The sequence below is a fragment of the Pseudomonas sp. B26(2017) genome, from assembly GCF_002113045.1.
Lineage (GTDB): Bacteria > Pseudomonadota > Gammaproteobacteria > Pseudomonadales > Pseudomonadaceae > Aquipseudomonas.
This window is the reverse complement of the sequence record NZ_NEJJ01000012.1, coordinates 159,931-185,249: the sequence shown is the minus strand read 5'-3', so window position 1 is coordinate 185,249 and position 25,319 is coordinate 159,931. Positions and strand designations below refer to the sequence as shown.

Below are 25,319 nucleotides of genomic sequence, written 5' to 3'. Positions count from 1 at the left end.
GCGGGGAAAAGTAAAACTATTTGGCCGGGGCGACCAATTGCGTGGTGACCAGTGCGGCCAGTGCGTTTTCTTCGCTGCCGAAACGAGCGAGCAGTGCAGCCTGTTTCTCGGGCGAGAGACGGCTCCAGATCTCGATCATCTTCTCGGTGGCGCCGATTAGGATTTCAGCCTGTTGTTCGTTAAAGGTTTCGTCGGTCATGGCAGGCTCAGGTTTCAGGCAGTGTGGAAAGCGCATGTTAGCGCTTTCCACACGGTCTGTACGGCGGGTGTTGCTTACTCTTCGCTGTCGGCCGGACGGCTCTCGGCGGCTTCTTTCGGCTCGGGCTGTTGGGCACCGGCTTGTTGCGTGGTCGTCTGCTCAGGTACGTGCAGGCTTGGGAAGGGGAGATTCGGAATCTCGTGCATGGTTGCGCTCCTCGCTAAGTCTGTTGATAGATCTGGTAGATCCGCGCTTTCAGAAAGCTTGCGCAGGATACAGCAGGAAAAGTGACAAACAGATTTTTAAATCCATCTGTTTCGACGGGCGGGATTGTCTAGACAAGTGCGACAGGGTGACGCAGGGCAAGTGTGGGGGCGAACCTGCTCGCGATGAGTGCGCCAGATCATTCCCACGCAGAGCGTGGGAATGCAGCCGGGACACTCCGCGCCCCTGCCAAAGCGTACGCGGAGCGTCCATTGAGGCATTCCCACGCTGAGCGTGGGAACGATCAACGTGGGAGTGAGCAGGATCAGCGGGCGGGTTATTTGCAGACGTTGGCGATCGCTTCGGCCAGCAGGTCAAGACGCGTTGCATCAATCCCGGCGACGTTGGCCCGGCCCGAGCTGACCATGTACACGCTGTGATGCTCGCGCAGGTTTTTCACCTGTTCCGGCGACAGGCCGGTGTAGGAGAACATCCCGCGCTGCACGCCAATGTGCGCAAAGCGCTCGCGCAGACCGTGCGGCTCGAGCGCTTCCACCAGGCCGCTGCGCAACTGGGCGATGCGCAAGCGCATGGCTTCCACTTCGTCGGCCCAGCGGCGTTTCAGCTCCGGGTCGGCGAGGATCGTGGCGACGATAGCGGCGCCGTGATCCGGTGGCGTCGACCACAGGTTGCGGGCAATGTGCGCCAGCTGGCTGCGGATGTCGATCAGCTTGTCAGCGGTTTTCGCACTGACGATCAACGCACCGGTGCGGTCGCGGTACAGGCCGAAGTTCTTCGAGCAGGAACTGGTGATCAGCAGCTCGGGCAGCTCGGCCGCAAACAGTCGGGTCGACCACGCATCCTGCTCCAGACCGTCGCCAAAGCCCTGGTAGGCAAAGTCGATCAGCGGCAGCAAATCGCGGCGACGCACCACCTCCAGCACCCGCTGCCAGTCTTCGTGATTCAGATCGAAGCCGGTCGGGTTGTGACAGCACGCGTGCAGCAGCACCGCATCGCCCTTCGGCACTTCGTTGAGCACGGCGAGCATTGCCTCGACGTCGAGGCGGTTGTCGCTGCCGACGTACGGGTAATGGCTGATCTTGACGCCGGCGGCCGCGAAAATCGTTTCGTGGATCGGCCAGGTCGGGTTACTCAGCCATACGCCCTTGCCCGGCAGGCATTGCGCGATGAAGTCCGCTGCCAGACGCAGGGCGCCCGTGCCGCCCGGGGTCTGGGTGGCGCCGGCACGTTGCTCGGCGATCAGTGCCGAATCGGCACCGAGCACCAGCTCGTTGATGACCTTGCCGAACAGTGGATTGCCGTGGCCACCGATGTAGGTCTTGGTGTCCTGGCTTTCGACCAGCCGCGCTTCGGCGATTTTCACCGCCTCGGGGATCGGCGTCAGGGCCTGGGCATCCTTGTAGACGCCCACGCCGAGGTCGAACTTGCGCGGGTTGGAATCCTGCGCGTAGGCCTCCATCAGGCCGAGGATCGGGTCGCCGGGCACCCGGCCGATGGCGTCGAAGTGCATTACTTGCGTCCTTCTGCGGTCTTGGCCACTTCGTCAGTGCGTGCGGCCATGATGAAGTCGTTGCGGTGCAGGCCCTTGATCGAGTGGCTCCACCAGGTCACGGTGACTTTGCCCCACTCGGTCAGCAGGCCCGGGTGATGACCTTCGGCCTCGGAGATCTCGCCGACGGCGTTGGTGAACGCCAGGGCGTGCTTGAAGTTCTTGAACAGGAAGACTTTTTCCAGCTGCATGATGCTGTCGCGTACTTCGATGTTCCAGTCAGGGATCTGCTTGATCAGGATCGGCAATTCTTCATCGCTGACTTGTGGGGCATCGGCACGGCAGGCTTCGCAGTGGGCTTGGTTCAAAGTGGACATGGTGGACTTCCTGAAATCTGAAGGTGTTTTTTTATGTTGGCGGTCAATGTCGCCACGCTAAACCAAAGTGGCGACGACTGACAGACTCACTTGTAAGCAAAAGTCGCGGGTCACGCGGCTTTTGGTTTTGGCGGAAACTTAGGTGCGTGCAGACCCAGCTGCATGCCTTGCTTGACCATGGCCATGATGTCTTCGTGGGCCAGGTCGAACAGGCGCTTGAGGTTCGGCAGGACAAAATACAGCGGCTGCAGGATGTCGATGCGGTATGGGGTGCGCATGGCTTCCAGCGGATCGAAAGCCTGATGCTCGGGCTCATCCGACAGCGAATAAACAGTTTCTTTTGGCGAGGACAGGATGCCTCCGCCGTAGATGCGTTTGCCTTGCGGGGTGTCCACAAGGCCGAACTCGATGGTCATCCAGTACAGGCGCGCCAGATAAACGCGTTCTTCCTTGGTCGCCTGCAGGCCGAGTTTGCCGTAGGTGTGGGTGAATTCGGCGAACCACGGGTTGGTCAGCAACGGGCAGTGGCCAAAGATCTCGTGGAAAATGTCCGGCTCTTGCAGGTAGTCCAGTTCTTCACGGGTGCGAATGAACGTGGCCACCGGAAACTGCTTGCTGGCGAGCAATTCGAAGAAGGTCTGGAAGGGGATCAGCGCGGGGACGCGGGCGACCTGCCAACCGGTGGTCTCGCCGAGCACCTTGTTGATCTCGCCCAGTTGCGGAATGCGGTCGTGGGGCAGACCGAGTTTTTCGATACCGTCCAGGTATTCCTGGCACGCACGTCCCTCGATCACTTTCATCTGGCGGGTGATCAGCGTGTTCCACACCGCGTGTTCTTCGGCGGGGTAGTCGATAAAACCTTGCGCATCGGGCTCGCGGGCCACGTATTGCGTCTGCTTCATACTGCTCTCCTGCGAGGGGAATTTCGTTCTTGTTATGTCCTGCGATGGACTGAGAAATACCCCGGAACGTTCGTTGTTGCAGCAGGTTGAAGATCGGGCGAGTAGGAAAAGTCTCTATAATTCGTAAAATTTTCGTTACGCTTCGGGCGATGCGTCGTGTTTGTGCCGACTGCCGGGTTTGAAAAGGTCGATGGCTGTCACATAATCTTGACGACTATTTGCGCGCCCGGGCAGAAAAAGAGACCAAGGTGCGCGGCAAAAACCTGTTGGAGCAAGCTCGCTCTCGCAGGGATTGTGTTCAATCCTTTCTTTGTCGGGCCTTTATATGCGTATCAAAGTCCACTGCCAGAACCGCATCGGCATCCTGCGCGACATCCTCAACTTGCTGGTGGAGTACGGGATCAACGTCGCCCGGGGCGAGGTCGGCGGTGAGCACGGCAACGCGATCTATCTGCATTGCCCGAACCTGATCAACATTCAGTTCCAGGCGCTACGACCCAAGTTCGAGGCCATCGCCGGTGTGTTCGGCGTCAAGCGGGTAGGGCTGATGCCCAGCGAACGGCGGCATATGGAGTTGAATGCGCTGCTCGGCGCGCTCGAGTTTCCGGTGCTGTCGATCGACATGGGCGGTTCCATCGTCGCGGCCAACCGGGCGGCGGCGCAGTTGCTCGGGGTGCGAGTGGACGAGGTGCCGGGAATTGCACTGTCGCGTTACGCCGAAGATTTCGACCTGCCGGAGCTGGTGCGCGCCAATAAATCGCGAATCAATGGCATGCGGGTCAAGGTCAAGGGCGACATCTTTCTGGCCGACATTGCGCCGCTGCAGTCGGAGCACGACGACAGCGAGGCCATGGCCGGTGCCGTGCTGACCTTGCACCGGGCGGATCGTGTCGGCGAGCGCATCTACAACGTGCGCAAGCAGGAATTGCGTGGTTTCGACAGCATCTTCCAGAGCTCGAAAGTGATGGCGGCGGTGGTGCGCGAAGCACGACGCATGGCGCCGCTGGATGCGCCACTGCTGATTGAAGGTGAAACCGGCACCGGCAAGGAATTGCTGGCGCGGGCCTGTCACCTGGCGAGTCCGCGTGGTCAGTCGCCGTTGATGGCGCTCAACTGCGCGGGCCTGCCGGAGTCGATGGCCGAGACCGAGCTGTTCGGCTACGGCCCCGGTGCCTTTGAAGGGGCGCGGGCCGAAGGCAAGCTCGGGCTGCTGGAACTGACGGCGGGCGGCACGCTGTTCCTTGATGGCGTTGGCGAAATGAGCCCGCGCTTGCAGGTGAAATTGCTGCGCTTCCTGCAGGACGGCTGCTTCCGTCGTGTGGGAAGTGATGAAGAGGTTTACCTGGATGTGCGGGTGATCTGTGCAACCCAGGTCGACTTGTCGGAGCTGTGCGCGCGGGGCGAGTTTCGCCAGGATCTGTATCACCGCTTGAACGTGCTGTCGCTGCACATTCCGCCACTGCGCGAATGTCTCGACGGTTTGACGCCGCTGGTGGAGCACTTTCTCGATCAGGCCAGCCGGCAGATCGGTTGCCCGCTGCCGAAACTGGCGCCGGCGGCGATGGACCGGCTCAGTCACTACCATTGGCCGGGCAACGTGCGGCAACTGGAGAACGTGCTGTTCCAGGCGGTTTCGCTGTGCGACGGCGGCACGGTCAAGGCTGAGCATATTCGCCTGCCGGATTATGGTGTGCGTCAGCCGCTTGGCGATTTCTCCCTCGAAGGCGGGCTGGACGAAATTGTCGGGCGCTTCGAGAAAGCGGTGCTGGAGCGACTGTATTCCGAGCATCCGAGCAGCCGGCAGCTGGGTAAGCGGCTCGGGGTTTCGCACACCACGATTGCCAACAAGCTGCGTGAATACGAAGTCGGCAAGGCGGAGTCATAGCCTGCAGATGTATGTCTGTTATGGCCTCTTCGCGAGCAAGCTCGCTCCCACAGTAAAGCTTCATTTGGCGGCAGACCTTGTGGGAGCGAGCTTGCTCGCGAAGGCGGCGCTACAGGCAGTGAAAAGGTAATGCCTTGCCACATGGCGGCATGACACCGCCGGTTTTTCGTCTTCGATACATTTCCCTCCTTCCCGCAAAATCCCTCAAGTCCTTTGTTTACCGGGCCCTTGGCCGCCAGAAAAAAGTTGGTCTGCAAATTGCTTATGGCTCAGCAGTACAGCGGTGGGCGGCAAACGTCCGGCATGCAGAGGAAAGAGTGTGGACAAGTACCTTTATGTGGCAATGACCGGCGCCAGCCAGAACGCACTGGCGCAAAAGGCTCATGCCAACAACCTGGCGAACATCTCCACCAATGGTTTTCAGCGCGACCTGGAGCAGGCGCGTTCGATGCCGGTGTTTGGTGACAGCTTTCCGGCGCGTGCGTTTGCCATGAGCGAACGGCCCGCCACCGACTTCACGCCGGGCTCGCTGGTGCAGACCGGACGCGACCTCGACGTCGCCGTGTCGGGCAACGGCTGGATCGCCGTGCAGAACCCTAATGGCGGGGAAAGCTACGTGCGCACCGGCAGCCTCAATATCGATGCCCTCGGCGTGTTGCGTGCCGGCAACGGCATGCCGGTCATGGGCAATGGCGGGCCGATCGCCGTGCCGCCGGAACAGCAGGTGGAAGTCGGTGAAGACGGCACCATCAGTATCCGTGCGATGGGCGAAGGTCCGCGCGTCATGGCCGAAGTCGACCGGATCAAGCTGGTCAACCCGGACATCAAGAACATGAACAAGGGCCTGGACGGTTCGATTTACACCAAGGACGGCCAGCCTGCGCCGGCCGATGCCAACGTCAAACTGGTGTCGGGTTTCCTGGAGTCGAGCAACGTCAATGCCGTGGAAGAAATGACGTCGGTGCTGGCCCTGGCCAAGCAGTTCGAATTGCACGTCAAGATGATGAACACCGCCAAAGACGATGACCAGGCCATGGCTCGGGTCTTGCAGATCAGCTAATTATCAGAACGTCGCGCCGTAAAACAGGCGCACGAGGAGAATCGAATGCTTCCGGCTCTATGGGTTGCCAAAACCGGTCTGTCCGCCCAGGACACCAACCTGACCACCATTTCCAACAACCTGGCCAACGTGTCGACCACGGGTTTCAAACGTGACCGCGCCGAATTCCAGGACCTGCTGTACCAGATCAAGCGTCAGCCAGGCGCCCAGTCGACCCAGGACAGCGAACTGCCGTCGGGTCTGCAGGTGGGTACCGGTGTGCGCATCGTCGGCACCCAGAAAAACTTCACTGCCGGCAGCCTGCAGACCACCGAGCAGCCGCTGGACATGGCCATCGACGGTCGCGGTTTCTTCCAGATCCTGCAGCCGGACGGCACCACGTCCTACACTCGTGACGGTACTTTCCACCTCGACTCCAATGGTCAGATCGTCAACGCCAGTGGTTTCGCCCTGGAGCCGGCGATTGTCATCCCGAACAACGCCCAGACCTTCACTGTGGGCCGTGACGGCACTGTGTCGATCACCGTTGCCGGCAACGCCGCTTCGCAAGTGATCGGCAACCTGCAAACCGCCGACTTCATCAACCCGGCCGGTCTGCAAGCGGTGGGCAACAACCTGTTCCTGGAAACCGCCGCTTCCGGTGCACCGCAAGTCGGTACTCCGGGCCTGAACGGTTTCGGTACCACCCTGCAGAACACCCTGGAAACCTCCAACGTCAGCACCGTGGAAGAGATGGTCAACATGATCACCACTCAGCGTGCGTACGAGATGAACTCCAAGGTGATCTCCACCGCCGACCAGATGCTCTCGTTCGTAACGCAGAATCTGTAATCAAGTCTATGAGGCGGCCATGAGGTCGCCTGCAACACCGTGAGGTAAGGGTCATGAAGCGCTTTGTATCTGTTGTGGCATTGAGTGGGGTCGTCTCGCTCGCGGGCTGCGTCGCCCCGACGCCCAAGCCCAATGATCCTTACTACGCCCCGGTGTTGCCGCGCACACCGTTGCCGTCGGCCGCCAACAACGGCTCGATCTATCAGGCCGGTTTCGAGCAGAACCTGTACAGCGACCGCAAGGCGTTCCGGGTCGGTGACATCATCACCATCACCCTGAACGAGAAGACCCAGGCCAGCAAGAACGCCAACTCGCAGGTGGCCAAGAACAGCAAGACCGGCATCGGCCTGACGTCGCTGTTCGGCGGCAGTGGCACCACCAACAACCCGTTGGGCGGTAACGATCTGAGCCTGGACGTCGGCTACAGCGGCGACCGCGCAACCAAGGGCGACAGCAAGGCCGCACAGGGCAACACCCTGACCGGCTCGATCACCGTGACCGTCGCCGATGTCTTGCCCAACGGCATCATCGCCGTGCGTGGCGAGAAGTGGATGACCCTCAACACCGGCGACGAGCTGGTGCGGATCGCCGGCCTCGTGCGCGCCGATGACATCGCCACTGACAACACCGTGTCGTCGACCCGGGTTGCCGATGCGCGCATCACCTACTCGGGCACCGGTTCGTTCGCCGATGCGAGTCAGCCAGGCTGGTTCGACCGTTTCTTCCTCAGCCCGCTGTTCCCTTTCTAGGTGGCTACGTTGAATTTCAAGAGCCTTATGCTCGCTGCGGCGTTGATGTCCGCAGCCTTTGGTGCCCAAGCCGAGCGGCTGAAAGATATCGCCAGCATTTCCGGCGTGCGTTCCAACCAGTTGATCGGCTATGGCCTGGTGGTCGGCCTCAACGGCACCGGCGACCAGACCACGCAGACCCCGTTCACCCTGCAGACCTTCAACAACATGCTCTCGCAGTTCGGTATCAAGGTGCCGCCGGGATCGGGCAACGTGCAGCTGAAAAACGTCGCGGCGGTGTCGGTCAGTGCCGATCTGCCGGCGTTCGCCAAACCGGGTCAACAGGTCGACATCACCGTGTCGTCTATCGGTAACTCCAAGAGCCTGCGCGGCGGCACTCTGTTGCTGACTCCGCTCAAGGGTATCGACGGCAACGTCTACGCCATCGCCCAGGGCAACCTGGTGGTCGGCGGTTTCGATGCCGAAGGTCGTGACGGTTCGAAGATCACCGTCAACGTTCCGTCGGCCGGTCGCATCCCTGGCGGTGCGTCGGTCGAGCGTTCGGTGCCGAGCGGGTTCAACCAGGGCAACAGCCTGACGCTGAACCTCAACCGTTCCGACTTCACCACCGCCAAGCGCATCGTCGACAAGATCAACGACATGCTCGGCCCTGGTGTCGCCCAGGCCATCGACGGTGGTTCCATTCGTGTGACCGCGCCGCTCGATCCGAGCCAGCGTGTCGACTACCTGTCGATCCTGGAAAACCTCGAAGTCGATCCGGGTCAGGCGGTGGCGAAAGTCATCATCAACTCGCGTACCGGCACCATCGTCATCGGCCAGAACGTGAAGGTATCGCCAGCCGCCGTGACCCACGGCAGCCTGACCGTGACCATCACCGAAGACCCGATCGTCAGCCAGCCGGGTCCGCTGTCCAACGGCCAGACCGCCGTGGTGCCGCGCTCGCGGGTGAATGCCGAACAGGAAGCCAAGCCGATGTTCAAGTTCGGCCCGGGCACCACCCTCGACGAGATCGTGCGGGCGGTGAACCAGGTCGGCGCAGCGCCGGGTGACCTGATGGCGATCCTCGAAGCACTGAAGCAGGCCGGCGCGTTGCAAGCCGACCTGATCGTGATCTGAGGACCGCGACCATGGATATGCGCAAAAGCGGTCTGGTCAGCAGCAGCGATTCGGGCTCGTACTCCGACCTCAATCGCTTGAACCAACTGAAGGTCGGCGACAAGAACAGCGATGCGAACATGCGCAAGGTCGCGCAGGAATTCGAATCGCTGTTCCTCGGTGAAATGCTCAAGTCGATGCGTTCGGCCACCGAGGCGCTGGGCCAGGACAACCCGCTCAACACGCCGGCCGCCAAGCAATACCAGGAAATGTATGACCAGCAACTGGCGGTCTCCATGTCCCGCGAGGGCGGTGGCATTGGCCTGGCCGACGTGCTGATAAAGCAGATGTCGAAGAACAAACCGATGGCGCCGGGCGAGGCTGCGGCCGCGTCCGCTGCCAAGCAGCAGGAAGCGCTGGCCAGGGCCGCTGCGGTGGAAACGCCGATTGCCGCTGGCACCGTGGCCACCCATGGCCCGTTGTCGCGACTCAATGGCGAGCGTCCGTTGTGGGCGTCGCGTTCGGTGCATGCGCCGAACACCGAACTGACCCATCGCAACGACATGGAAATGATCAACCAGCGTCGTCTGGCGTTGCCGCCGAAACTGGCAGATCGCTTGCTCGCAGGCCTGGTGCCGTCGGCCTCGCCGGCAGCGGCCACTCAATTGCCGCAACGCGCCACGACTGCCGCTGTCACCGGTTCCGGCCCGCTGTACAACGGCGACTGGCTGGCCCGCGCCGAGGCGGACAAGGCCTCCGGCGGACAGATGCAGATTTACGGTCGCGCCATGGCGCAGATTCCGCTGGCGCCGGCCAAACGCGCGTTCAGCAACGCTGACCAATTCGTCAACACCATGCTGCCGATGGCGCAGGAAGCCGCCGCACGCATTGGCGTCGATCCGCGTTATCTGGTGGCTCAGGCTGCGCTGGAAACCGGTTGGGGCAAGTCGGTCATGCGCGCCCAGGACGGCAGCAGCAGTCACAACCTGTTCGGCATCAAGGCCAGCAGCAACTGGAAGGGCGATTCGGCCCGGGCGATCACCAGCGAGTTCCGCAATGGGCAGATGGTCAAGGAGACGGCCGAGTTCCGTTCCTACGCCTCGTACAAGGACAGCTTCCACGATCTGGTGACTTTGCTGCAGAGCAATAATCGCTATCAAGATGTGCTCAAGGCGGCCGATAACCCAGAACAGTTTGTACGCGAATTGCAGAAGGCCGGTTATGCGACCGACCCGAACTACGCGACGAAGATTTCGCAGATTGCCAGGCAGATGACGGTCAATCAGAACTACGCTGCGGCCGGCGTTTCAACAACGCCCTTATAAACACAAGGTAAGGTTTGAATCATGAGTTTGCTCAATATCGGGATGTCGGGGCTGGCCGCGAGTTCGTCCTCTCTGGCTGTGACAGGTAACAACATTGCCAACGTCGACACCGCCGGTTATTCGCGTCAGCAAACCGTGCAGGGCACCAAGTCCTCGATTCAGTACGGCAACGTGTTCATCGGTACCGGTACGACCCTCGCCGACGTGCGCCGGGTGTATAACTCCTACCTCGAATCGCAGCTGCACACCGCCACCTCGCTGAGCAGCGAAGCCGACGCCTATGGCGCGCAGGCGACAGCACTGGACGGCTCGCTGTCCGACACCAACACCGGCCTGACCGGCGTGCTGCAGAAGTTCTTTACCTCGATGCAGGGCGTATCGACCTCGGCCACCGACGACACTTCGCGTCAATCGGTGCTGACCGGCGCGCAAGCCCTGACCAGCCGCTTCAACGCACTGGCCAAGCAGCTCAACGACCAGAACACCACGATCAACGGCAACCTTGGCGACATGGCGGCCCAGGTCAACAAACTGGCCACCTCGATTGCCAATCTCAACCAGAAGATCGGCGAGATTTCCACCAGCGGCGGCCAGCCGAACGATCTGCTCGACACCCGCAACGAAGCCGTGCGCCAGCTCTCCCAGTTGGTCGGCGCGCAGGTCGTCGAGCGCGGCACCAGCTTCGACGTTTACGTCGGCAGCGGTCAGCCGCTGGTTGTCGGTAACACCACCAACACCCTGAGCACCGTGCCGAGCAAGGATGACCCGTCGCGCATGGGCATCCAGATGGACCGCGGTTCGAGCACCATCGACATCACTTCAGTGATCAGCGGTGGCGAAATCGGCGGTCTGCTGAGCTATCGCAAGGAAGTGCTCGACCCGTCGCTCAACGAGCTGGGCCGCGTGGCGCTGGTGATCGCCGATCAGGTCAACCGTCAGCAAGCCCAGGGCATCGACAAGAATGGTGACTTCGGCGCAGCGATTTTCAACAACATCAACAGTGCCGCGCTGATCAGTCAGCGCAGCATTGCCCAGGCGAGCAACAGCGCAGGTTCGGGCAACCTTGACGTCACCATCAGCGACACCGGCAAGCTGACCACCAACGATTACCAGGTCACTTTCACCAGCGCGACCAACTACACGGTCAAGCGCTCGGACGGTACCGACATGGGTTCGTTCAGCACCACGACCACGCCGCCTCCGGTCATCGACGGCTTCACCCTGGCCCTCAATGGCGGTGCCCTGAGCGCCGGCGACACCTTCAAGGTGACCCCGACCCGTGGCGCGGCCTCGAGCATCCAGACCGTGCTCACCGACCCGAAAAAAATCGCGGCGGCGGCACCGTTGACCGGCGTGGCCAGTGCCAATAACTCCGGCACCTACACCCAGCCGACGCTCACCGACACCATCGACATCTACAACCCGACCTCCCAGGCCGAGTTGCAGAACGCGCTCAAATATTCGACCCCGGTCAAGCTGGTGTTCGGCGCGGTCGCCAGCGGCAGCCAGTCGTACAACATGGTCGACGCCAAGGGCAACACCATCGGCACCGGGACCATCGTGCCGGGGCAGGCCAACACCCTGAACCTGAAGATCGGCATGGTCGACTCCACCGGCGCGCCGGTGATGGACACCAGCGTCACGCCGAACGTGCAGAAAACCTTCACCGTGCAGACCACCGTGGGCGCAACCCCGAAGGCCGGCGAAACCTTCACCATGAGCCTGACCGGCGCGGCGTCTTCGGACAACCGCAACGCCCAGGCGCTGGTCGGCCTGCAGACCAAGCAGACCGTGGACACCGGTTCGGGCAGCAAGGGCATCAGCCTGACCGACGCCTACAACAAACTGGTGACCAACGTCGGTACCAAGGCCGCGCAGAGCAAGTCCGACATCGAAGCCACCACAGCCATTCTGGATCAGGCGCAGGGCGCGCGTGATTCGCTGTCTCAGGTCAACCTGGACGAAGAGACCGGCAACCTGGTCAAGTATCAGCAGTACTACACAGCGTCTTCGCAGATCATCAAGGCTGCGCAGGAAACCTTCGCCACGCTGATCAACAGTCTTTAAGGAGTCGTAATTCATGCGCATTTCCACCGCTCAGTATTACGCGACGCAAGCTGCTCAATATCAGCGCAACTACAGCAAGGCTGTCGCGACCGCGAACGAAGCCAGCAGCCTGCAGCGCATCAACACCGCTGCCGACGATCCGATCGGTGCCGGTCGCTTGCTGAAGCTCGGCCAGCAGGCCGCGATGCTCGATCAGTACAAAGGCAACATCGATACCACCAAGAGCGCGCTGACCGTTCAGGAATCCACGCTGACGGCTATCACCGATGCCTTGCAGCGCGCCAAGGAAATCGGACTGGCAGCCAACAACGGCATTGCCACCGACAAGGACCGCCAGGCTTACGCCGCCGAACTGAGCCAGATCCAGCAACAAGTGCTGGGCCTGATGAACTCCAAGGATGCCAACGGCAATTACCTGTTCTCCGGTTCGAAGACCGATACCGCGCCGTACTCGCAGAACGCCGATGGCACCTACACCTACAACGGTGACCAGACCCAGATCAACCTGGGCATTGGCGACGGCCTGTCGGTGGCCACCAACACCACCGGTTGGGATGCTTTCCAGCAGACGATCAATACCGCCCGGACCCAGACCACCATGACGGCTCCGGCGGTCGATGACGGTCGTGTGGTGCTGACCAACGGGATCGTCGGCACCGCTGCGACTTACAACGCGAAATTCACCGCCGGCCAGCCGTACACCGTGGATTTCATCAGCAGCACTCAAATCAAGATCACCGATGCCCTGGGCAATGACGTGACTTCCGAGGCCAGCCAGAACGGTCTGATCAGCAACAGCAACGGCGCCAACCAGACGGTCAGCTTCCGTGGCGTCGACATGAAGCTGAACATCAACCTCAAGGCCGGCGATACCAACCCGGACGCGGTCATTGCCGGTCACAGCTTCCAGCTGTCGGCTTCGCCGGACTCGTTCACCGCTTCGCGCAGCCCGGGCAACCCGTCGACCGCGGTCATCACCGGTTCCAGCGTCACCAACCAGGCAGCCTACGACGCGGCCTTCCCGTCGGGCGGCGGCGCAGTCCTGAAGTTCACCAGCGCCACCGCGTTCGACCTGTACGCAGCGCCTGTCACTGCCGACAGCAAGCCGATTTCGTCGGGTACCGTAGCGGGCGGCAACGCCACGGCAGCGGGTGTGACCTTCGCCCTCGGTGGCACGCCGGCGGCCGGTGACCAGTTTTCGATCCAGTCCAACAACCACCAGACCCAGAACGTGCTCGACACCTTGGGCCAGATGGTCACGGCACTGAACACCCCGATCGACGGTGATCCGGTGGCCAAGCAAAAATTCCAGGGTGCCATGGAAGCCGGCCTCGGCAACATCGACAGCGCCGCCAACCAGATCGGCAGCGCGGTAACCTCCATCGGTGCCCGCGGGCAGTCGCTGGATGACCAGAGCACCACCAACCAGAGCCTGCAGCTGGCAAACTCCACCACTCAGGGCACGATCCGTGATTCGGATCCGGCCGAAGTGATGACCCGCCTGACCTTGCAGCAGACCATGCTGCAGGCCTCGCAACTGGCGTTCAGCAAAATCTCTCAGTTGGGCCTGTTCAACAAGATCTGAAGCCTGAGCGGGCGCGCAAGCGCCCGCTTGCTCTGATCGCTCTGTATCAATCGTCTTTTTTTGCGGTTTCAAAGGGCTCGCTGTTCCGGGCGGGTTCCCGCCGCTTGCGAGTCCGCCGTGAATTCACTTCCCCTTGTCAGTCTGGTCATTCCTTCCTTCAACCCGCGCTTTTTCGAGCGGACATTGAACAGTGCCGTCAGCCAGACTTACAGCCCTCTGGAGATCATCGTCTGCGATGACAGCCGGGGGTCCGAGATCGAACGTATCGTTGCGTCGGTCATCAAGGAGTCCGGCGTCGAGGTGCGCTACGTGCGCAATCCGCGCACCCTGGGAATGATCGGCAACCTCAAGGCATGCCTGAGTCAGGCGCGGGGCGAGTTCATCAAGTTCCTGTGCGACGATGATCACTTGTATGCCGACTGCATCCGGCAGCAGGCCCAGGAGATGATGCGTGAGGAGGTGAGCCTGGTGCTGGCCCAGAGACTGTTCTGGGATGCGCAGGACATCATCCTGCCCGCGCGCCTGGAAAACACCTCGTTGTCGCCACATAGCGGGCTGTTCAAGGGCGACGATCTGCTGGGCATCTTCGAGAAGTTCCCGGTCAACGTCCTCGGTGGCTTCACCAACGCGTTGTTCCGGCGTTCCGACGTTGAAGAGCTGTTGCCGGCCCTGACTCAGGACGGGCACTGCTTTGTCGCGTCGCTGGATTTTGCCCTGTATGTCTGCCTGCTGCGGCGCGGCAACCTTGCCGTGTCCAACAACGTACTCAGCGCCGAGCGGTTATACCCGGAGCGCCTGAGTGCGCAACAGCCGATGAAGGATGCCCTCGAAGTCGAGCGTGAGTGGATGACGCAGATGCTCAAGGCCCGCAGCGGCGAGTCGGCACCTGCACCGGGCTGGGTTCGTTACATTCCACTGGCCAAGGCCGACGAACAGCCTCGGGTCTGGGAAGAGTTGCCGCTGAGTCGCACCCTTGGCACCAAGCAGAGCCGTCAGGAGTGGAGCGTCGGCATCGACAGCTGGAGTTTTGCCGAGCTCTATGCGCAGTGGCTCGGCTGCCGGGTGCTGACCGAAGGTCAGCGCACATTGCTGCCGGAAACCCTCGCCGGCTGGTCGCATCAGCCACGGATCGTGCCGATCGTCATCGACCGGCAGGGCAGCCGTGACGGTGTCGAACGCACGCTGGCGTCGCTTGCCGCTCAGGATTATCCACCAGAGCTGATTCTGGTCCTGTCTGCCTCGTGTACCGATACCGAACTCGACGGGCGAGTGTTTCGCATGCCCCTGCAAGACGACGGCATGGAGCAGATCAATACGCTGCTGCCGCAACTGGAGGGAGCCGACTGGTTCTACCTGCTGCAGGCCGGCGATCGTCCGGTGGCGCCGGCGTTGCTGATCATGGCCGAGCGCATCGTACACTTCCCGTCGCTCAAGTGCCTGTACAGCGACGAGGGCAGTTTGCGTAACGGGGAGTCGGCAGAGCCTGCGTTCAAGCCGGATTTCAACCTCGACCTGATGCGCAGCTACCCCTATGTCGGGCGGGCACTGGCATTCGAACGCGAGCGTTTTCTGGCACTCGGTGGTTTTGCTCCTGAATTCGCTCAGCTGGCGCCGCACGATGTGCTGTGGCGACTGGTCGAGAAAGATGGCACCCAGGTTATCGGCCACATCGCCGAGGTCATGCTGGAGTCGCCTTTCGACCTGTCCAAATGGCTCATGGACCCAGGCGTCATCGAACAGAATCCGCGCGTGCTCGAAGCGCATCTGCAACGGCTCGGGCTGGCCCATGACATTCGCAGTGGCAGCTCCGAGCTGCTCAATCGCGTCGACTATCATCACGCACGGCGTCCGCTGGTCTCGGTCATTATCGTGACCAAGGATCAGACTGCCGCCTTGCAGCGCTGCGTCGAGACGCTGCTGGAAAAAACCGCCTACACCGAATACGAGCTGTTGCTGGTCGATAACGGCAGCACCAGTGCCGAAGCGCTGGCCTGGCTGGACGGCATGGCGCAGTTGGGCAGCGATCGGGTTCGCGTGCTGAATTTTGCGCAGCAGGGCAACGCAGCCGCCACGCTCAACTTTGCGGTAGGTCAGGCACGCGGTGAGTACGTGCTGATGCTCAATTCCTTTGCAGTCATCACCCAGTCCGACTGGCTGGACGAACTGCTCAATCATGCGCAGCGCCCGGAAGTCGGAGTGGTCGGCGCCAAGATCTACAATCCGGACGGTTGCGTGCTGCATGCCGGCCTGATTCTGGGCATGCAGGGTGCCGTGGGATTGCCCTTTTATGGTCAAACGTTGCAGGCAGACGGGTACATGTTCCGCTTGCAGGCGGTGCATGACCTGAGTGCTGTCGGCGGTGATTGCCTGATGATTCGCAAGGCCGTTTTCGAGGCTGCCGACGGGCTCGACGAGCAGGACCTGGCGCAGGCCCTCAATGTGGCGGATCTTTGTCTGCGTGTGGGGCGGGAAGGTTATCTGGTGGTCTGGACGCCTTACGCCAAGCTGGCGCTGGGTGCGCGGCCAACGATCGAGGCTACGGCAGAAGAGCAGCAACAGCAGTTTCAGGAGCACGAGACGTTCTACAAGCGCTGGTTGCCGCTCATCGCGCGCGATCCTGCGTTCAACGTCAATCTGGCGGTGCAAGGTGTTGGCGCTTCCAGCTTCAGTCTGGAGCCGGGCCTGCGTACCGGTTGGAGCCCGTTTTTGCGCACGCAGTTGCCAAACGTACTGGCGGTACCGATCAACGCTTCCGCCATCGGTCACTACCGCATCAGTCAGCCGATGATCGAGCTTGAGGCGGCCAATCGTGCCGAAGGACGGATCTGCTACGGCTTGCCTTCGATCATCGATATCGAGCGCCAGTCGCCCGACGTGATCGTATTGCAAGGGCGCTACTCGGAAGGTGCCATCGAGGAAATTCCACCGTTGAAAAACTTTTTCAACGCCCGGCGGATCTACGAGCTCGATGACTATGTCATCGATGTCCCTCATCGCAACGCGCATATCCGCAACATGCCGAACAAGCACGAAATGGAGCGGTTGGTGCGGCGGGCAATCGGTCTTTGCGATCGTGTGGTGGTGTCTACCCAGCCGCTGGCCAATGTCCTGTCGAACATGCACCACGACATCCGGGTCGTACCGAACATGTTGTCGCAGCATTTGTGGACCGACCTGCGCAGCCAGCGTCGCACCTCGAAAAAGCCGCGCGTTGGCTGGGGTGGCGGCACCAGTCACCACGGTGATCTGGCGGTCATTGCCGATGTGGTTCGCGAACTGGCGAACGAGGTCGACTGGGTGTTTTTCGGCATGTGTCCGGACGACTTGCGTCCGTACATGCACGAGTTCCACGGCGTGATCCCGCTGGATGTGTATCCGGCGAAACTGGCCAGCCTCAACCTTGACCTGGCCCTGGCACCGCTGGAGTTCCACATCTTCAACGACTGCAAGAGCAACCTGCGTCTGCTGGAGTACGGCGCATGCGGCTACCCGGTGGTCTGCACCGATACCGAGGCCTATCAGGGTTACCTGCCGTGCACCCGGGTCAAGACCAATTCCACCGAGGAGTGGCTGCAAGCGATCCGTATGCACCTGGCCGATCCGGATGCCAGTTACCGCATGGGGGATCAACTACGTGAAGTCGTACTGCGCGACTACGTGCTGCGCGGCGACAACCTGCGGTATTGGGAAAACGGCTGGCTGGCGGACTGACCGGCACTGCTGGAAAAGAGGCGACTATCGAGTCGCCTTTTTTGCGTCTTCAGCATTCCATTGGTATCGGTATCGATACTTTTTCACCGCAGAGCCTCAAGCACTGGGATTTCCCTGTCGATACTTCTCTATTCGCTGACCTCGGACGGTGGCTGCTGGCGTGATCGGCTTGTGCCCGCGAGGCAGGTTCCGGTTCAACAACAACGCAAGGAAGACGCAAATGTCAGTAGTGAATGGAACGAGTGATGCCGATGTCCTGTTGGGCACCGACGGTGATGACCAACTTCATGGACTGGAGTCGGATGATGTGTTGCTGGCAAGTGCCGGTAATGATCTGCTGGATGGCGGGGATGGATTTGATACGGCGAGCTATTACGCCTTGTCCTCGGGGGTGAGCGTCGAGTTCAACGATGCTTCGACGACAGTCGCTGCGGGTGAGCTGCGCACTCACCTCAACACCATGAAGATGGACCCGTTCATCGAGAAACTTACCTTCACCGGTACCGGCGATTTCAAGGGTTACGGCAATGCCGGTGACAACGAGATCATCGGCGGTGCCGGCAACGACTGGTTCTGGGGTGGCGCCGGCGCGGATCACTTCGTGGGTGGCGAAGGCTTCGATACTGTCAGCTATTCCGACAGCCTTGAAGGTGTGAGAGTCCAGGACTTCGAGAACTACGACGCATTGACCATCGCTGCTGGCGACACCTTTACCGGCATCGAGGCGATTCAGGGATCGAATTTCGATGACATGGTGTATCTGCTCGATAACGCGATGATCGTGGATGGCGCCGATGGCTACGACACCGTGAGCTACCGCCACTCCTTTGATGGCGTCAGTATCGGCATTGGTCAGCAAGCGGGTCCGGATGTCACGTTGCTGAACGTCGAGAAAGTCATCGGGACGTCGTTCACTGACCGATTCACCGCCAACGTCGCGGGCGTGACGCTGGAAGGTGGAAGGGGCGACGATGTGTACATCATCAACAGCGCCGGTGTGAGTATTGTCGAGACGGACCTCTTCGGTGGTACCGACCACGTGTACACCAGCCTGTCGTCGATGCACATGGATCCGTTCATTGAAAACATGACCTACACCGGCACGGCAGACTTCACTGGCTACGGCAATGACGGGGACAACGTCATCGTTTCGGGCGCCGGCAATGACGTCCTTCTGGGTGGCGCGGGCGGTGATCGCTTTGAAGGCGGGGCCGGTATCGACATCGTCAGCTATGACGACAGCAGCGAAGGGTTGAGTGCTTCTCTTGACTGGGGGCCGCAAAGCGGCATCGCGCTTTACGACACCTACATTGATATCGAAGGCCTGCGCGGCAGCAAGTACAACGATTCGCTGCAAGGCAATTCGGACGACAACATCCTTGAAGGCGGCACCGGCGATGACCAGCTTACCGGTGGCGAAGGCAACGATCACCTTTATGGCGGACTGAAGTCCGGTCTCGACGGCGATGTTGCGCAAGCCGACACGCTGTCTGGCGGTTCGGGTGATGACGTCATCGTCAGTGCCGTGAATGACCTGGGTACAGTGGCCCATGGAGACCAGGGCGATGACACCGTCACGGTCAACAGCGGCAGTGCCTTCGGTGATGACGGCAATGACGTGCTGACCGGCACAGGCAGCAATTATCTGTTGTCCGGTGGCAGCGGTAATGACGTGCTGGTTCTCAACCTGGCGGGTCAGTCCGGTACTGGCGGCGTCGCGCTCGGTGGTATGGGGGATGACACCTATATCGTGAACATCACCGGGCTGGTGACGATCCAGGACGAAGGCTGGGACCTCAATGACACGCTGATCCTGAACACCGTCGCCAATCTCGACCAGTTGAACGTCACTCGCATCGGTGATGACGCCTATCTGCACGGCGCCAACGACGGCAGCACCGGCGTTCCCGACAGCGGCGTGAAGCTGCAGGGCTGGTACGCCGGGTACAACAACATCGAGCATCTGCAGACCGCTGACGGCCAGGTCTACGACCTGCCGGCCACGATCGATGGATTCGCGATGTTTGGCTGATCCGTTCGATGCAGTGAAGTAGCTTGATGAGAGGGATGATTCCGGCAACGGACTCATCCCTTTTTCATGCCCGGATGTCCCGCCGTCGCAGGGCTGGCGGAGCTGGCGCGTTTCCTGCAAGTCCCCCTCAAATCGCCATAAAACGAGCGCTCGCGGTCATTGACCTGCGCCCGGACTGGCAAGGTTCAGCCGCAAAGGCCTGCAACAGCGAGGCCGAGCCCTGTGACGTAGAAGAGGGGAGACGATGAAGGCAGTTATTTTGGCGGGTGGCCTCGGCACGCGCATCAGTGAAGAGTCGCACCTCAAGCCCAAGCCAATGATCGAGATCGGCGGCAAGCCAATTCTCTGGCACATCATGAAGCAGTATTCCGCCCACGGAATCCACGACTTCGTGATCTGCCTCGGCTACAAGGGCTACGCGATCAAGGACTTCTTCGCCAATTACTTCCTGCACACCTCTGACGTCACGTTCGACATGCGCAACAACCGCATGGACGTTCACCAGAACTACAGCGAGCCGTGGAGCGTCACCCTGATCGACACCGGCGAGGAAACCATGACCGGTGGCCGTCTGCTGCGTGCCGGCCGTTACCTCAAGGACGAAGAAGCGTTCTGCTTCACCTATGGCGACGGCGTCTCCGACATCAACATTGCTCAACTGGTCGACTATCACAAGAACCACGGCCGTCTGGCGACCGTCACTGCCGTGCAGCCACCGGGCCGCTACGGCGCCCTTGAGAGGCAGGGCGATCAGGTACTCGGCTTCACCGAAAAACCGCGGGGCGACGGTGGCTGGATCAATGGCGGCTTCTTCGTGCTGTCGCCGAAAGTGCTGTCGTACATCGCCGGCGATGAAACCACCTGGGAAGCCGAACCGCTGGCGCAACTGGCCCAGGACGAACAACTGAAAGCCTTCGAGCACGAAGGTTTCTGGCATCCAATGGACACCCTGCGCGACAAGAACCATCTCGAAGCGCTGTGGCAGAGCGGGGAGGCCCCATGGAAGCAATGGGTCTGAGTCCGGAGTTCTGGCGCGGCAAGCGGGTTCTGGTCACCGGTCACACCGGTTTCAAGGGCAGCTGGCTGACCCTGTGGCTGCAAAGCCTCGGCGCGCAAGTCAGCGGTTTTTCCCTGGATCCTTCGACCGAACCGAGCCTGTTCGAACTGGCGCGCGTGAGCGAAGGCATCAACGATCAGCGCGGCGATCTGCGGGACCTCGGCGCCTTGCTCGAGATCATCGCCGACACCGAGCCGGAGATCGTCCTGCACCTGGCGGCCCAGCCGCTGGTGCGCGAAGGCTATCGCGATCCGCTCGGCACTTATTCCAGCAACGTCATGGGCACCCTGAACCTGCTCGAAGCGATTCGTCAGGTCGGTTGCGTGCGGGCCTGTGTGCTGGTGACCACCGACAAGGTCTACGCCAACAAGGAATGGCTGTGGCCGTATCGCGAAGACGAAGCCCTCGGTGGCCACGACCCTTACAGCAGCAGCAAGGCCTGCTGCGAGTTGCTGGCGCAGTCTTATGCGGCATCCTTTTTTCCGGCGGACAAGTACGCCGAACACGGCCTGGCGCTGGCCACCGCCCGCGCCGGCAACGTGCTGGGCGGCGGTGATTTCGCGCCGGAGCGTCTGATTCCCGATGTACTGAAAGCCTGGTCCGCAGATGAGCCGGTGACCCTGCGCTACCCGCAAGCCGTACGTCCCTGGCAACACGCGCTGGAGCCGCTGGCCGGCTACCTGCAACTGGCCGCCGGGCTCTACGAACAAGGCCCGGAATACGCCGGGGCGTGGAACTTCGGTCCGGGTGAAGCGGACATGTGCAGCGTCGGCGAAGTGGTCGAACTGCTCGCCCACCGCTGGCCTCAGGCCCGTGGCCTGCGTATCGAAAAGAGTGACTTGCACGAAGCCGGCCTGCTGCGTCTGGACAGCAGTCGCGCGCGTCAGGTGCTGGGCTGGCAAACGCGCTGGTCGTTGCAGCAATGCCTGACCCAGACCCTCGACTGGCATCTGGCGTGGCAGAACGGCGACGACATGCGCACCGTGACCCTCGGCCAATTGAACCTGTACCGGGGCGCGCTGTGAGCGAGTTTTCCTTGAAACAGTTACCGCTGGCCGGGTTATTCAGCGTCCGGCACAAACGCTTCGAAGATCAGCGCGGGCACTTCGCCCGGCTGTTCTGCGAGGGCAGTCTGAAGGCGTTCGGCAGTGAATTTCACATCCGCCAGATCAACCATTCCTGCACCCGCGAAAAGGGCAGCGTGCGCGGTCTGCATTACCAGAACGCCAACGCGCCGGAAGCCAAACTAATCACCTGCCTGCGCGGCGAAGTGTGGGATGTGGCGGTGGACCTGCGCCCGGATTCCGAGACCTTCCTGCACTGGCACGCCGAGCACCTGAAGGCCGGCGATGGTCGCAGCCTGTTGATCCCCGCCGGTTTCGCCCACGGTTTCCAGACCCTCACCGACGATGCCGAACTGCTTTACCTGCACAGCGCCGATTACGCGCCGGAGCACGAGGGCGGTCTGTCGGTGAATGATCCACGGCTGGCGATCGCCTGGCCGTTGCCTGTCAATAATTTGTCAGCGCGTGATTCCAGCCATCCCGCGCTCGATCAACACTTTGCTGGAGTGCGTCTATGAACTGCCGTGGGTGCGCCGCACCGCTGAGCCTGCCGCTGATCGACCTCGGCACCTCGCCACCGTCCAACGCCTACGTGCACGCCGATAGGCTGGAGCAGGCCGAACAATGGGTGCCGCTGAAGGTTGCCGTGTGCCAGCAATGCTGGGTGGTGCAGACTGAGGATTACACAAGCGCCGACAGCCTGTTCGACGCCGAGTACGCCTACTTCAGTTCGTTCTCCAGCACCTGGCTGGCTCACGCCGAGCGTTATGTGGTCGAGATGGTCGAGCGCTTTGGCCTGACCGCCGACAGCCGCGTGGTGGAAGTCGCGGCCAACGACGGCTACCTGCTGCAATACGTGGCCGGTCGCGGCATTCAGTGCCTGGGCGTCGAGCCGACTCGCAGCACCGCGCAGGCGGCACGGGAAAAAGGCCTGGAGATTCGTGAACTGTTCTTCGGTCGCGACACTGCCGCCCAGCTGAAAAGCGAAGGCTGGGGCGCCGACCTGATGGCCGCCAACAACGTGCTGGCCCACGTGCCGGACATCAACGATTTCCTCGGTGGTTTCGCCACGCTGCTCAAGCCGACCGGCGTCGCCACCTTCGAATTCCCGCAACTGCTGACGCTGATGGCCGGCGCGCAGTTCGACACGCTGTACCACGAACACTATTCCTACCTGTCCCTGACTGCTGTGCAGACGTTGTGCGAGCGCAATGGCCTGGAAGTGTTCGATGTCAGTCAGTTGAGCACCCACGGCGGCTCGCTGCGGGTGTTCGTCCAGCGCAAGGACGGCCAACGCCGCGCCGTGCAGCCGGCCGTGCAACAGCAGTTGCAGGCCGAACTCGACGCCGGGGTGAAAACTGCCGAGTACTACGCAACGCTGGCGCCGGCTGCCGAGCGCATCAAGCATGACCTGTTGCGCTTCCTGTTGCAGGCCAAGGCAGATGGCAAGCGAGTGGTCGGCTACGGCGCCGCCGCCAAGGGCAATACCTTGCTCAATTTCGCCGGGGTCAAACCGGATCTGCTGGCCTGGGTCGCCGACGCCAATCCGCACAAACAGAGCAAGTTTTTGCCGGGCAGCCGCATTCCGATCGTGGCGCCGGCGCAGATCGATATCGAAAAACCGGATTACGTGCTGGTGCTGCCGTGGAACCTGCTGCATGAAGTCAGCCAGCAACTGGCCCAGGTGCGTCAGTGGGACGGCCACTTCGTGATCGCCGTGCCTGAGTTGAGCGTGCTGTGAAAGTCCTGGTCACCGGAGCCACGGGCTTCGTCGGTCGTCACCTGGTCGCGGCATTGCTGGCCCGTGGTTGCACGGTGCGGGCGGTTGCGCGTGATGCACAAAAAGCCGCGGACATGCCATGGATCAATGACGTCGAGTTCGTGAGCGCGGATATTCACGCGGCGGATCTGGATGCGCGCGCGCTGACCGAGGGCGTCGATGCACTCGCGCACCTGGCCTGGCCGGGGTTGCCGAACTACCGGGCGCTGTTCCATTTCGAGCACAACCTGATGGCCGACTACCGCTTCATCAAAGGCGCGGTAGAGGCGGGGGTGAAGCAGGTGCTGGTGACCGGCACCTGTTTCGAGTACGGCATGCAGAGCGGCCCGCTGAGCGAGCAGAACGACGCACAGCCGGCCAATCCGTACGGGCTGGCCAAGCACACGCTGCACCTGTTTCTGCAAAATTTGCAGCAGGAGCATCCGTTCACCCTGCAATGGGCACGGCTGTTCTATCTGCACGGCGCCGGGCAGAACCCCAACAGTCTGTTGGCGGCGCTGGACCGGGCAATCGATGCCGGCGATGCGACGTTCAACATGTCGGCCGGTGAACAGCTGCGGGACTTCCTGGCAATTGAAACGGCCACCGCGTACCTCGCCGCGATCCTGCACAAACGCGATTTCGACGGCACGCTCAACTGCGCCAGCGGCCAGCCGGTTTCCGTGCGGGCGCTGGTTGAACAGCGCGTGCGTGAGCGCGGCGCGACCATCGCCCTGAACCTCGGCCACTACCCGTATCCCACCCACGAACCGCTGGCGTTCTGGGCGGTGACCGAGCGCTTGCAACAGTTATTGGGAGAGCCGCAATGAGGCACGAGTTGTATCGGGTTACCGACCTGCCGGTGTTGCAGAACCGCACCTTTGCCGATCCCGAATCGGCGAAGGCATCGGCCAGCGCCGACATGCTGCTGGTGCAGGATGAACGCAGCGGGCTGATCTTCAATGCAGCGTTCGATGCCGACAAACTCAGCTACGACGCCGACTACCAGAACGAGCAGGCCCATTCCGGCCAGTTCCAGAAACACCTGAGCGATGTCGAAGGCATCATTGCCCGGCACTTCAAGGGTCAGGAGCTGATCGAAGTCGGCTGCGGCAAAGGTTATTTCCTTGAGCTGCTCAAAGGCCTGGGCTACCGCATCACCGGCATCGACCCGGCCTACGAAGGCGAGAACGCCGACGTGATCAAGGCCCCGTTCACCCGTGGTCTGGGCCTGGAAGCGGACGCCATCGTGCTGCGTCACGTGCTGGAACACATCCAGGATCCGCTGAGCTTTCTGGCGGTGATCGCCGAAGCCAATCAGGGCGGTGGGCAGATCTACATCGAAGTGCCGTGCTTCGACTGGATCCTCGAACACCGCGCCTGGTTCGACCTGTTCTACGAGCACGTCAATTACTTCCGCCTCGACGACCTGCGCCGGATGTTCGGCACCGTGCACGAGGCCGGTCACCTGTTCGGTGGCCAATACCTGTACATCGTCGCTGACCTTGCCACGCTGCGCCTGACCCCCGAACAACCGGTGCCGCGCCTGGCATTGCCGGACGATTTCACTGCCAGCCTCGAGCGCGCGGTGCAGATCATCCAGGGCGCGCCCGAGCAGGGTTCGGCGATCTGGGGCGCCTCGTCCAAAGGCGTGATCTATTCGCTGTTCCTGCAACGCGCCGGCGTGGCGGTGGACCGGGTGGTCGACATCAACCCGGCCAAGCAGGGGCGTTACCTGCCCCTGAGCGGCGCCCGGGTGTCCTCGCCGCAAGAGGCGATGGATGCCTTGCCCGAGGGCGCCAACCTGTTTGTGATGAATTCCAATTACCTCGAAGAGATCAAGCGGATGACCGGTGGACGTTACGTCTATCACGCCGTCGACAGCGCTTCGTTCCAGTGACCCTTGA

At 61.6% G+C, this 25,319-nt stretch carries 21 protein-coding genes; 16 read left to right on the top strand and 5 right to left on the bottom strand.

What is annotated here, in order from left to right; translation table 11 throughout:
- Nucleotides 1-16: 16 nt before the first annotated feature.
- The 5 genes from CAF79_RS19215 to phhA form a co-directional block, all read right to left on the bottom strand.
- Nucleotides 17-199, bottom strand: a complete 183-nt coding sequence (locus tag CAF79_RS19215; protein WP_085699525.1) for a hypothetical protein — start codon at nt 197-199, stop codon at nt 17-19.
- A 74-nt stretch (nt 200-273) separates the two neighbouring features.
- A complete protein-coding gene (locus CAF79_RS29505; RefSeq protein WP_256574703.1) occupies nt 274-405 on the bottom strand; it encodes a hypothetical protein in 132 nt (43 codons plus the stop codon).
- A 335-nt stretch (nt 406-740) separates the two neighbouring features.
- Nucleotides 741-1,934, bottom strand: a complete 1,194-nt coding sequence (locus tag CAF79_RS19210) for an amino acid aminotransferase (RefSeq protein WP_085699523.1) — start codon at nt 1,932-1,934, stop codon at nt 741-743.
- Entirely contained in the window at nt 1,934-2,290 is a 357-nt protein-coding gene (locus CAF79_RS19205) for a 4a-hydroxytetrahydrobiopterin dehydratase (protein WP_003222798.1), read from the bottom strand. Before CAF79_RS19205 ends, CAF79_RS19210 begins: the two co-directional genes overlap by 1 nt.
- A gap of 110 nt (nt 2,291-2,400) precedes the next feature.
- Complete coding sequence (gene phhA / locus CAF79_RS19200; protein ID WP_039765515.1) at nt 2,401-3,192, bottom strand: phenylalanine 4-monooxygenase; 792 nt, start codon at nt 3,190-3,192, stop codon at nt 2,401-2,403.
- A 325-nt stretch (nt 3,193-3,517) separates the two neighbouring features.
- On the opposite strand from phhA, the gene CAF79_RS19195 reads away from it, so the two are divergent.
- From CAF79_RS19195 to CAF79_RS19120, 16 genes are all read left to right on the top strand, one after another.
- A complete protein-coding gene (locus CAF79_RS19195; protein WP_085699521.1) occupies nt 3,518-5,077 on the top strand; it encodes a sigma-54-dependent transcriptional regulator in 1,560 nt (519 codons plus the stop codon).
- A 319-nt stretch (nt 5,078-5,396) separates the two neighbouring features.
- On the top strand, nt 5,397-6,137 hold the full coding sequence (locus CAF79_RS19190; RefSeq protein ID WP_007958343.1) for a flagellar basal body rod protein FlgF: 741 nt from the start codon (nt 5,397-5,399) through the stop codon (nt 6,135-6,137).
- Between the two features lie 45 nt (nt 6,138-6,182).
- On the top strand, nt 6,183-6,968 hold the full coding sequence (gene flgG, locus CAF79_RS19185; RefSeq protein ID WP_007958342.1) for a flagellar basal-body rod protein FlgG: 786 nt from the start codon (nt 6,183-6,185) through the stop codon (nt 6,966-6,968).
- A 53-nt stretch (nt 6,969-7,021) separates the two neighbouring features.
- Entirely contained in the window at nt 7,022-7,717 is a 696-nt protein-coding gene (gene flgH, locus CAF79_RS19180; protein WP_085699519.1) for a flagellar basal body L-ring protein FlgH, read from the top strand.
- Nucleotides 7,718-7,744: 27 nt separating this feature from the next.
- Nucleotides 7,745-8,833 carry a flagellar basal body P-ring protein FlgI gene (locus tag CAF79_RS19175; RefSeq protein WP_085699517.1) on the top strand — a complete coding sequence of 363 codons (1,089 nt, stop codon included), beginning with the start codon at nt 7,745-7,747 and terminating at the stop codon, nt 8,831-8,833.
- Nucleotides 8,834-8,844: 11 nt separating this feature from the next.
- Entirely contained in the window at nt 8,845-10,137 is a 1,293-nt protein-coding gene (flgJ, locus tag CAF79_RS19170) for a flagellar assembly peptidoglycan hydrolase FlgJ (RefSeq protein ID WP_085699514.1), read from the top strand.
- A gap of 21 nt (nt 10,138-10,158) precedes the next feature.
- Nucleotides 10,159-12,204: a flagellar hook-associated protein FlgK gene (gene flgK / locus CAF79_RS19165; protein ID WP_085699512.1), complete on the top strand. Its 2,046-nt coding sequence runs from the start codon at nt 10,159-10,161 to the stop codon at nt 12,202-12,204.
- Between the two features lie 13 nt (nt 12,205-12,217).
- A complete protein-coding gene (locus CAF79_RS19160; protein ID WP_085699510.1) occupies nt 12,218-13,789 on the top strand; it encodes a flagellar hook-associated protein 3 in 1,572 nt (523 codons plus the stop codon).
- 117 nt (nt 13,790-13,906) lie between these two features.
- The gene (locus CAF79_RS19155; protein ID WP_085699508.1) at nt 13,907-17,500 is read left to right on the top strand and encodes a glycosyltransferase; all 3,594 of its coding nucleotides are present in this window, start codon (nt 13,907-13,909) and stop codon (nt 17,498-17,500) included.
- Between the two features lie 220 nt (nt 17,501-17,720).
- Nucleotides 17,721-19,532 carry a calcium-binding protein gene (locus CAF79_RS19150; protein ID WP_085699507.1) on the top strand — a complete coding sequence of 604 codons (1,812 nt, stop codon included), beginning with the start codon at nt 17,721-17,723 and terminating at the stop codon, nt 19,530-19,532.
- Between the two features lie 244 nt (nt 19,533-19,776).
- Nucleotides 19,777-20,550, top strand: coding sequence for a glucose-1-phosphate cytidylyltransferase (gene rfbF / locus CAF79_RS19145; protein ID WP_085699505.1), 774 nt, complete (start codon nt 19,777-19,779; stop codon nt 20,548-20,550).
- On the top strand, nt 20,532-21,614 hold the full coding sequence (rfbG, locus tag CAF79_RS19140; protein ID WP_085699503.1) for a CDP-glucose 4,6-dehydratase: 1,083 nt from the start codon (nt 20,532-20,534) through the stop codon (nt 21,612-21,614). Before rfbF ends, rfbG begins: the two co-directional genes overlap by 19 nt.
- The gene (gene rfbC, locus CAF79_RS19135) at nt 21,611-22,171 is read left to right on the top strand and encodes a dTDP-4-dehydrorhamnose 3,5-epimerase (RefSeq protein ID WP_085699501.1); all 561 of its coding nucleotides are present in this window, start codon (nt 21,611-21,613) and stop codon (nt 22,169-22,171) included. Before rfbG ends, rfbC begins: the two co-directional genes overlap by 4 nt.
- Nucleotides 22,168-23,394, top strand: a complete 1,227-nt coding sequence (locus CAF79_RS19130) for a class I SAM-dependent methyltransferase (protein WP_085699499.1) — start codon at nt 22,168-22,170, stop codon at nt 23,392-23,394. The genes rfbC and CAF79_RS19130 overlap by 4 nt, the downstream gene beginning before the upstream one ends.
- The gene (locus tag CAF79_RS19125; protein ID WP_085699497.1) at nt 23,391-24,242 is read left to right on the top strand and encodes an NAD(P)-dependent oxidoreductase; all 852 of its coding nucleotides are present in this window, start codon (nt 23,391-23,393) and stop codon (nt 24,240-24,242) included. The genes CAF79_RS19130 and CAF79_RS19125 overlap by 4 nt, the downstream gene beginning before the upstream one ends.
- Nucleotides 24,239-25,312, top strand: coding sequence for a class I SAM-dependent methyltransferase (locus CAF79_RS19120; RefSeq protein WP_085699495.1), 1,074 nt, complete (start codon nt 24,239-24,241; stop codon nt 25,310-25,312). The genes CAF79_RS19125 and CAF79_RS19120 overlap by 4 nt, the downstream gene beginning before the upstream one ends.
- Nucleotides 25,313-25,319: the final 7 nt, after the last annotated feature.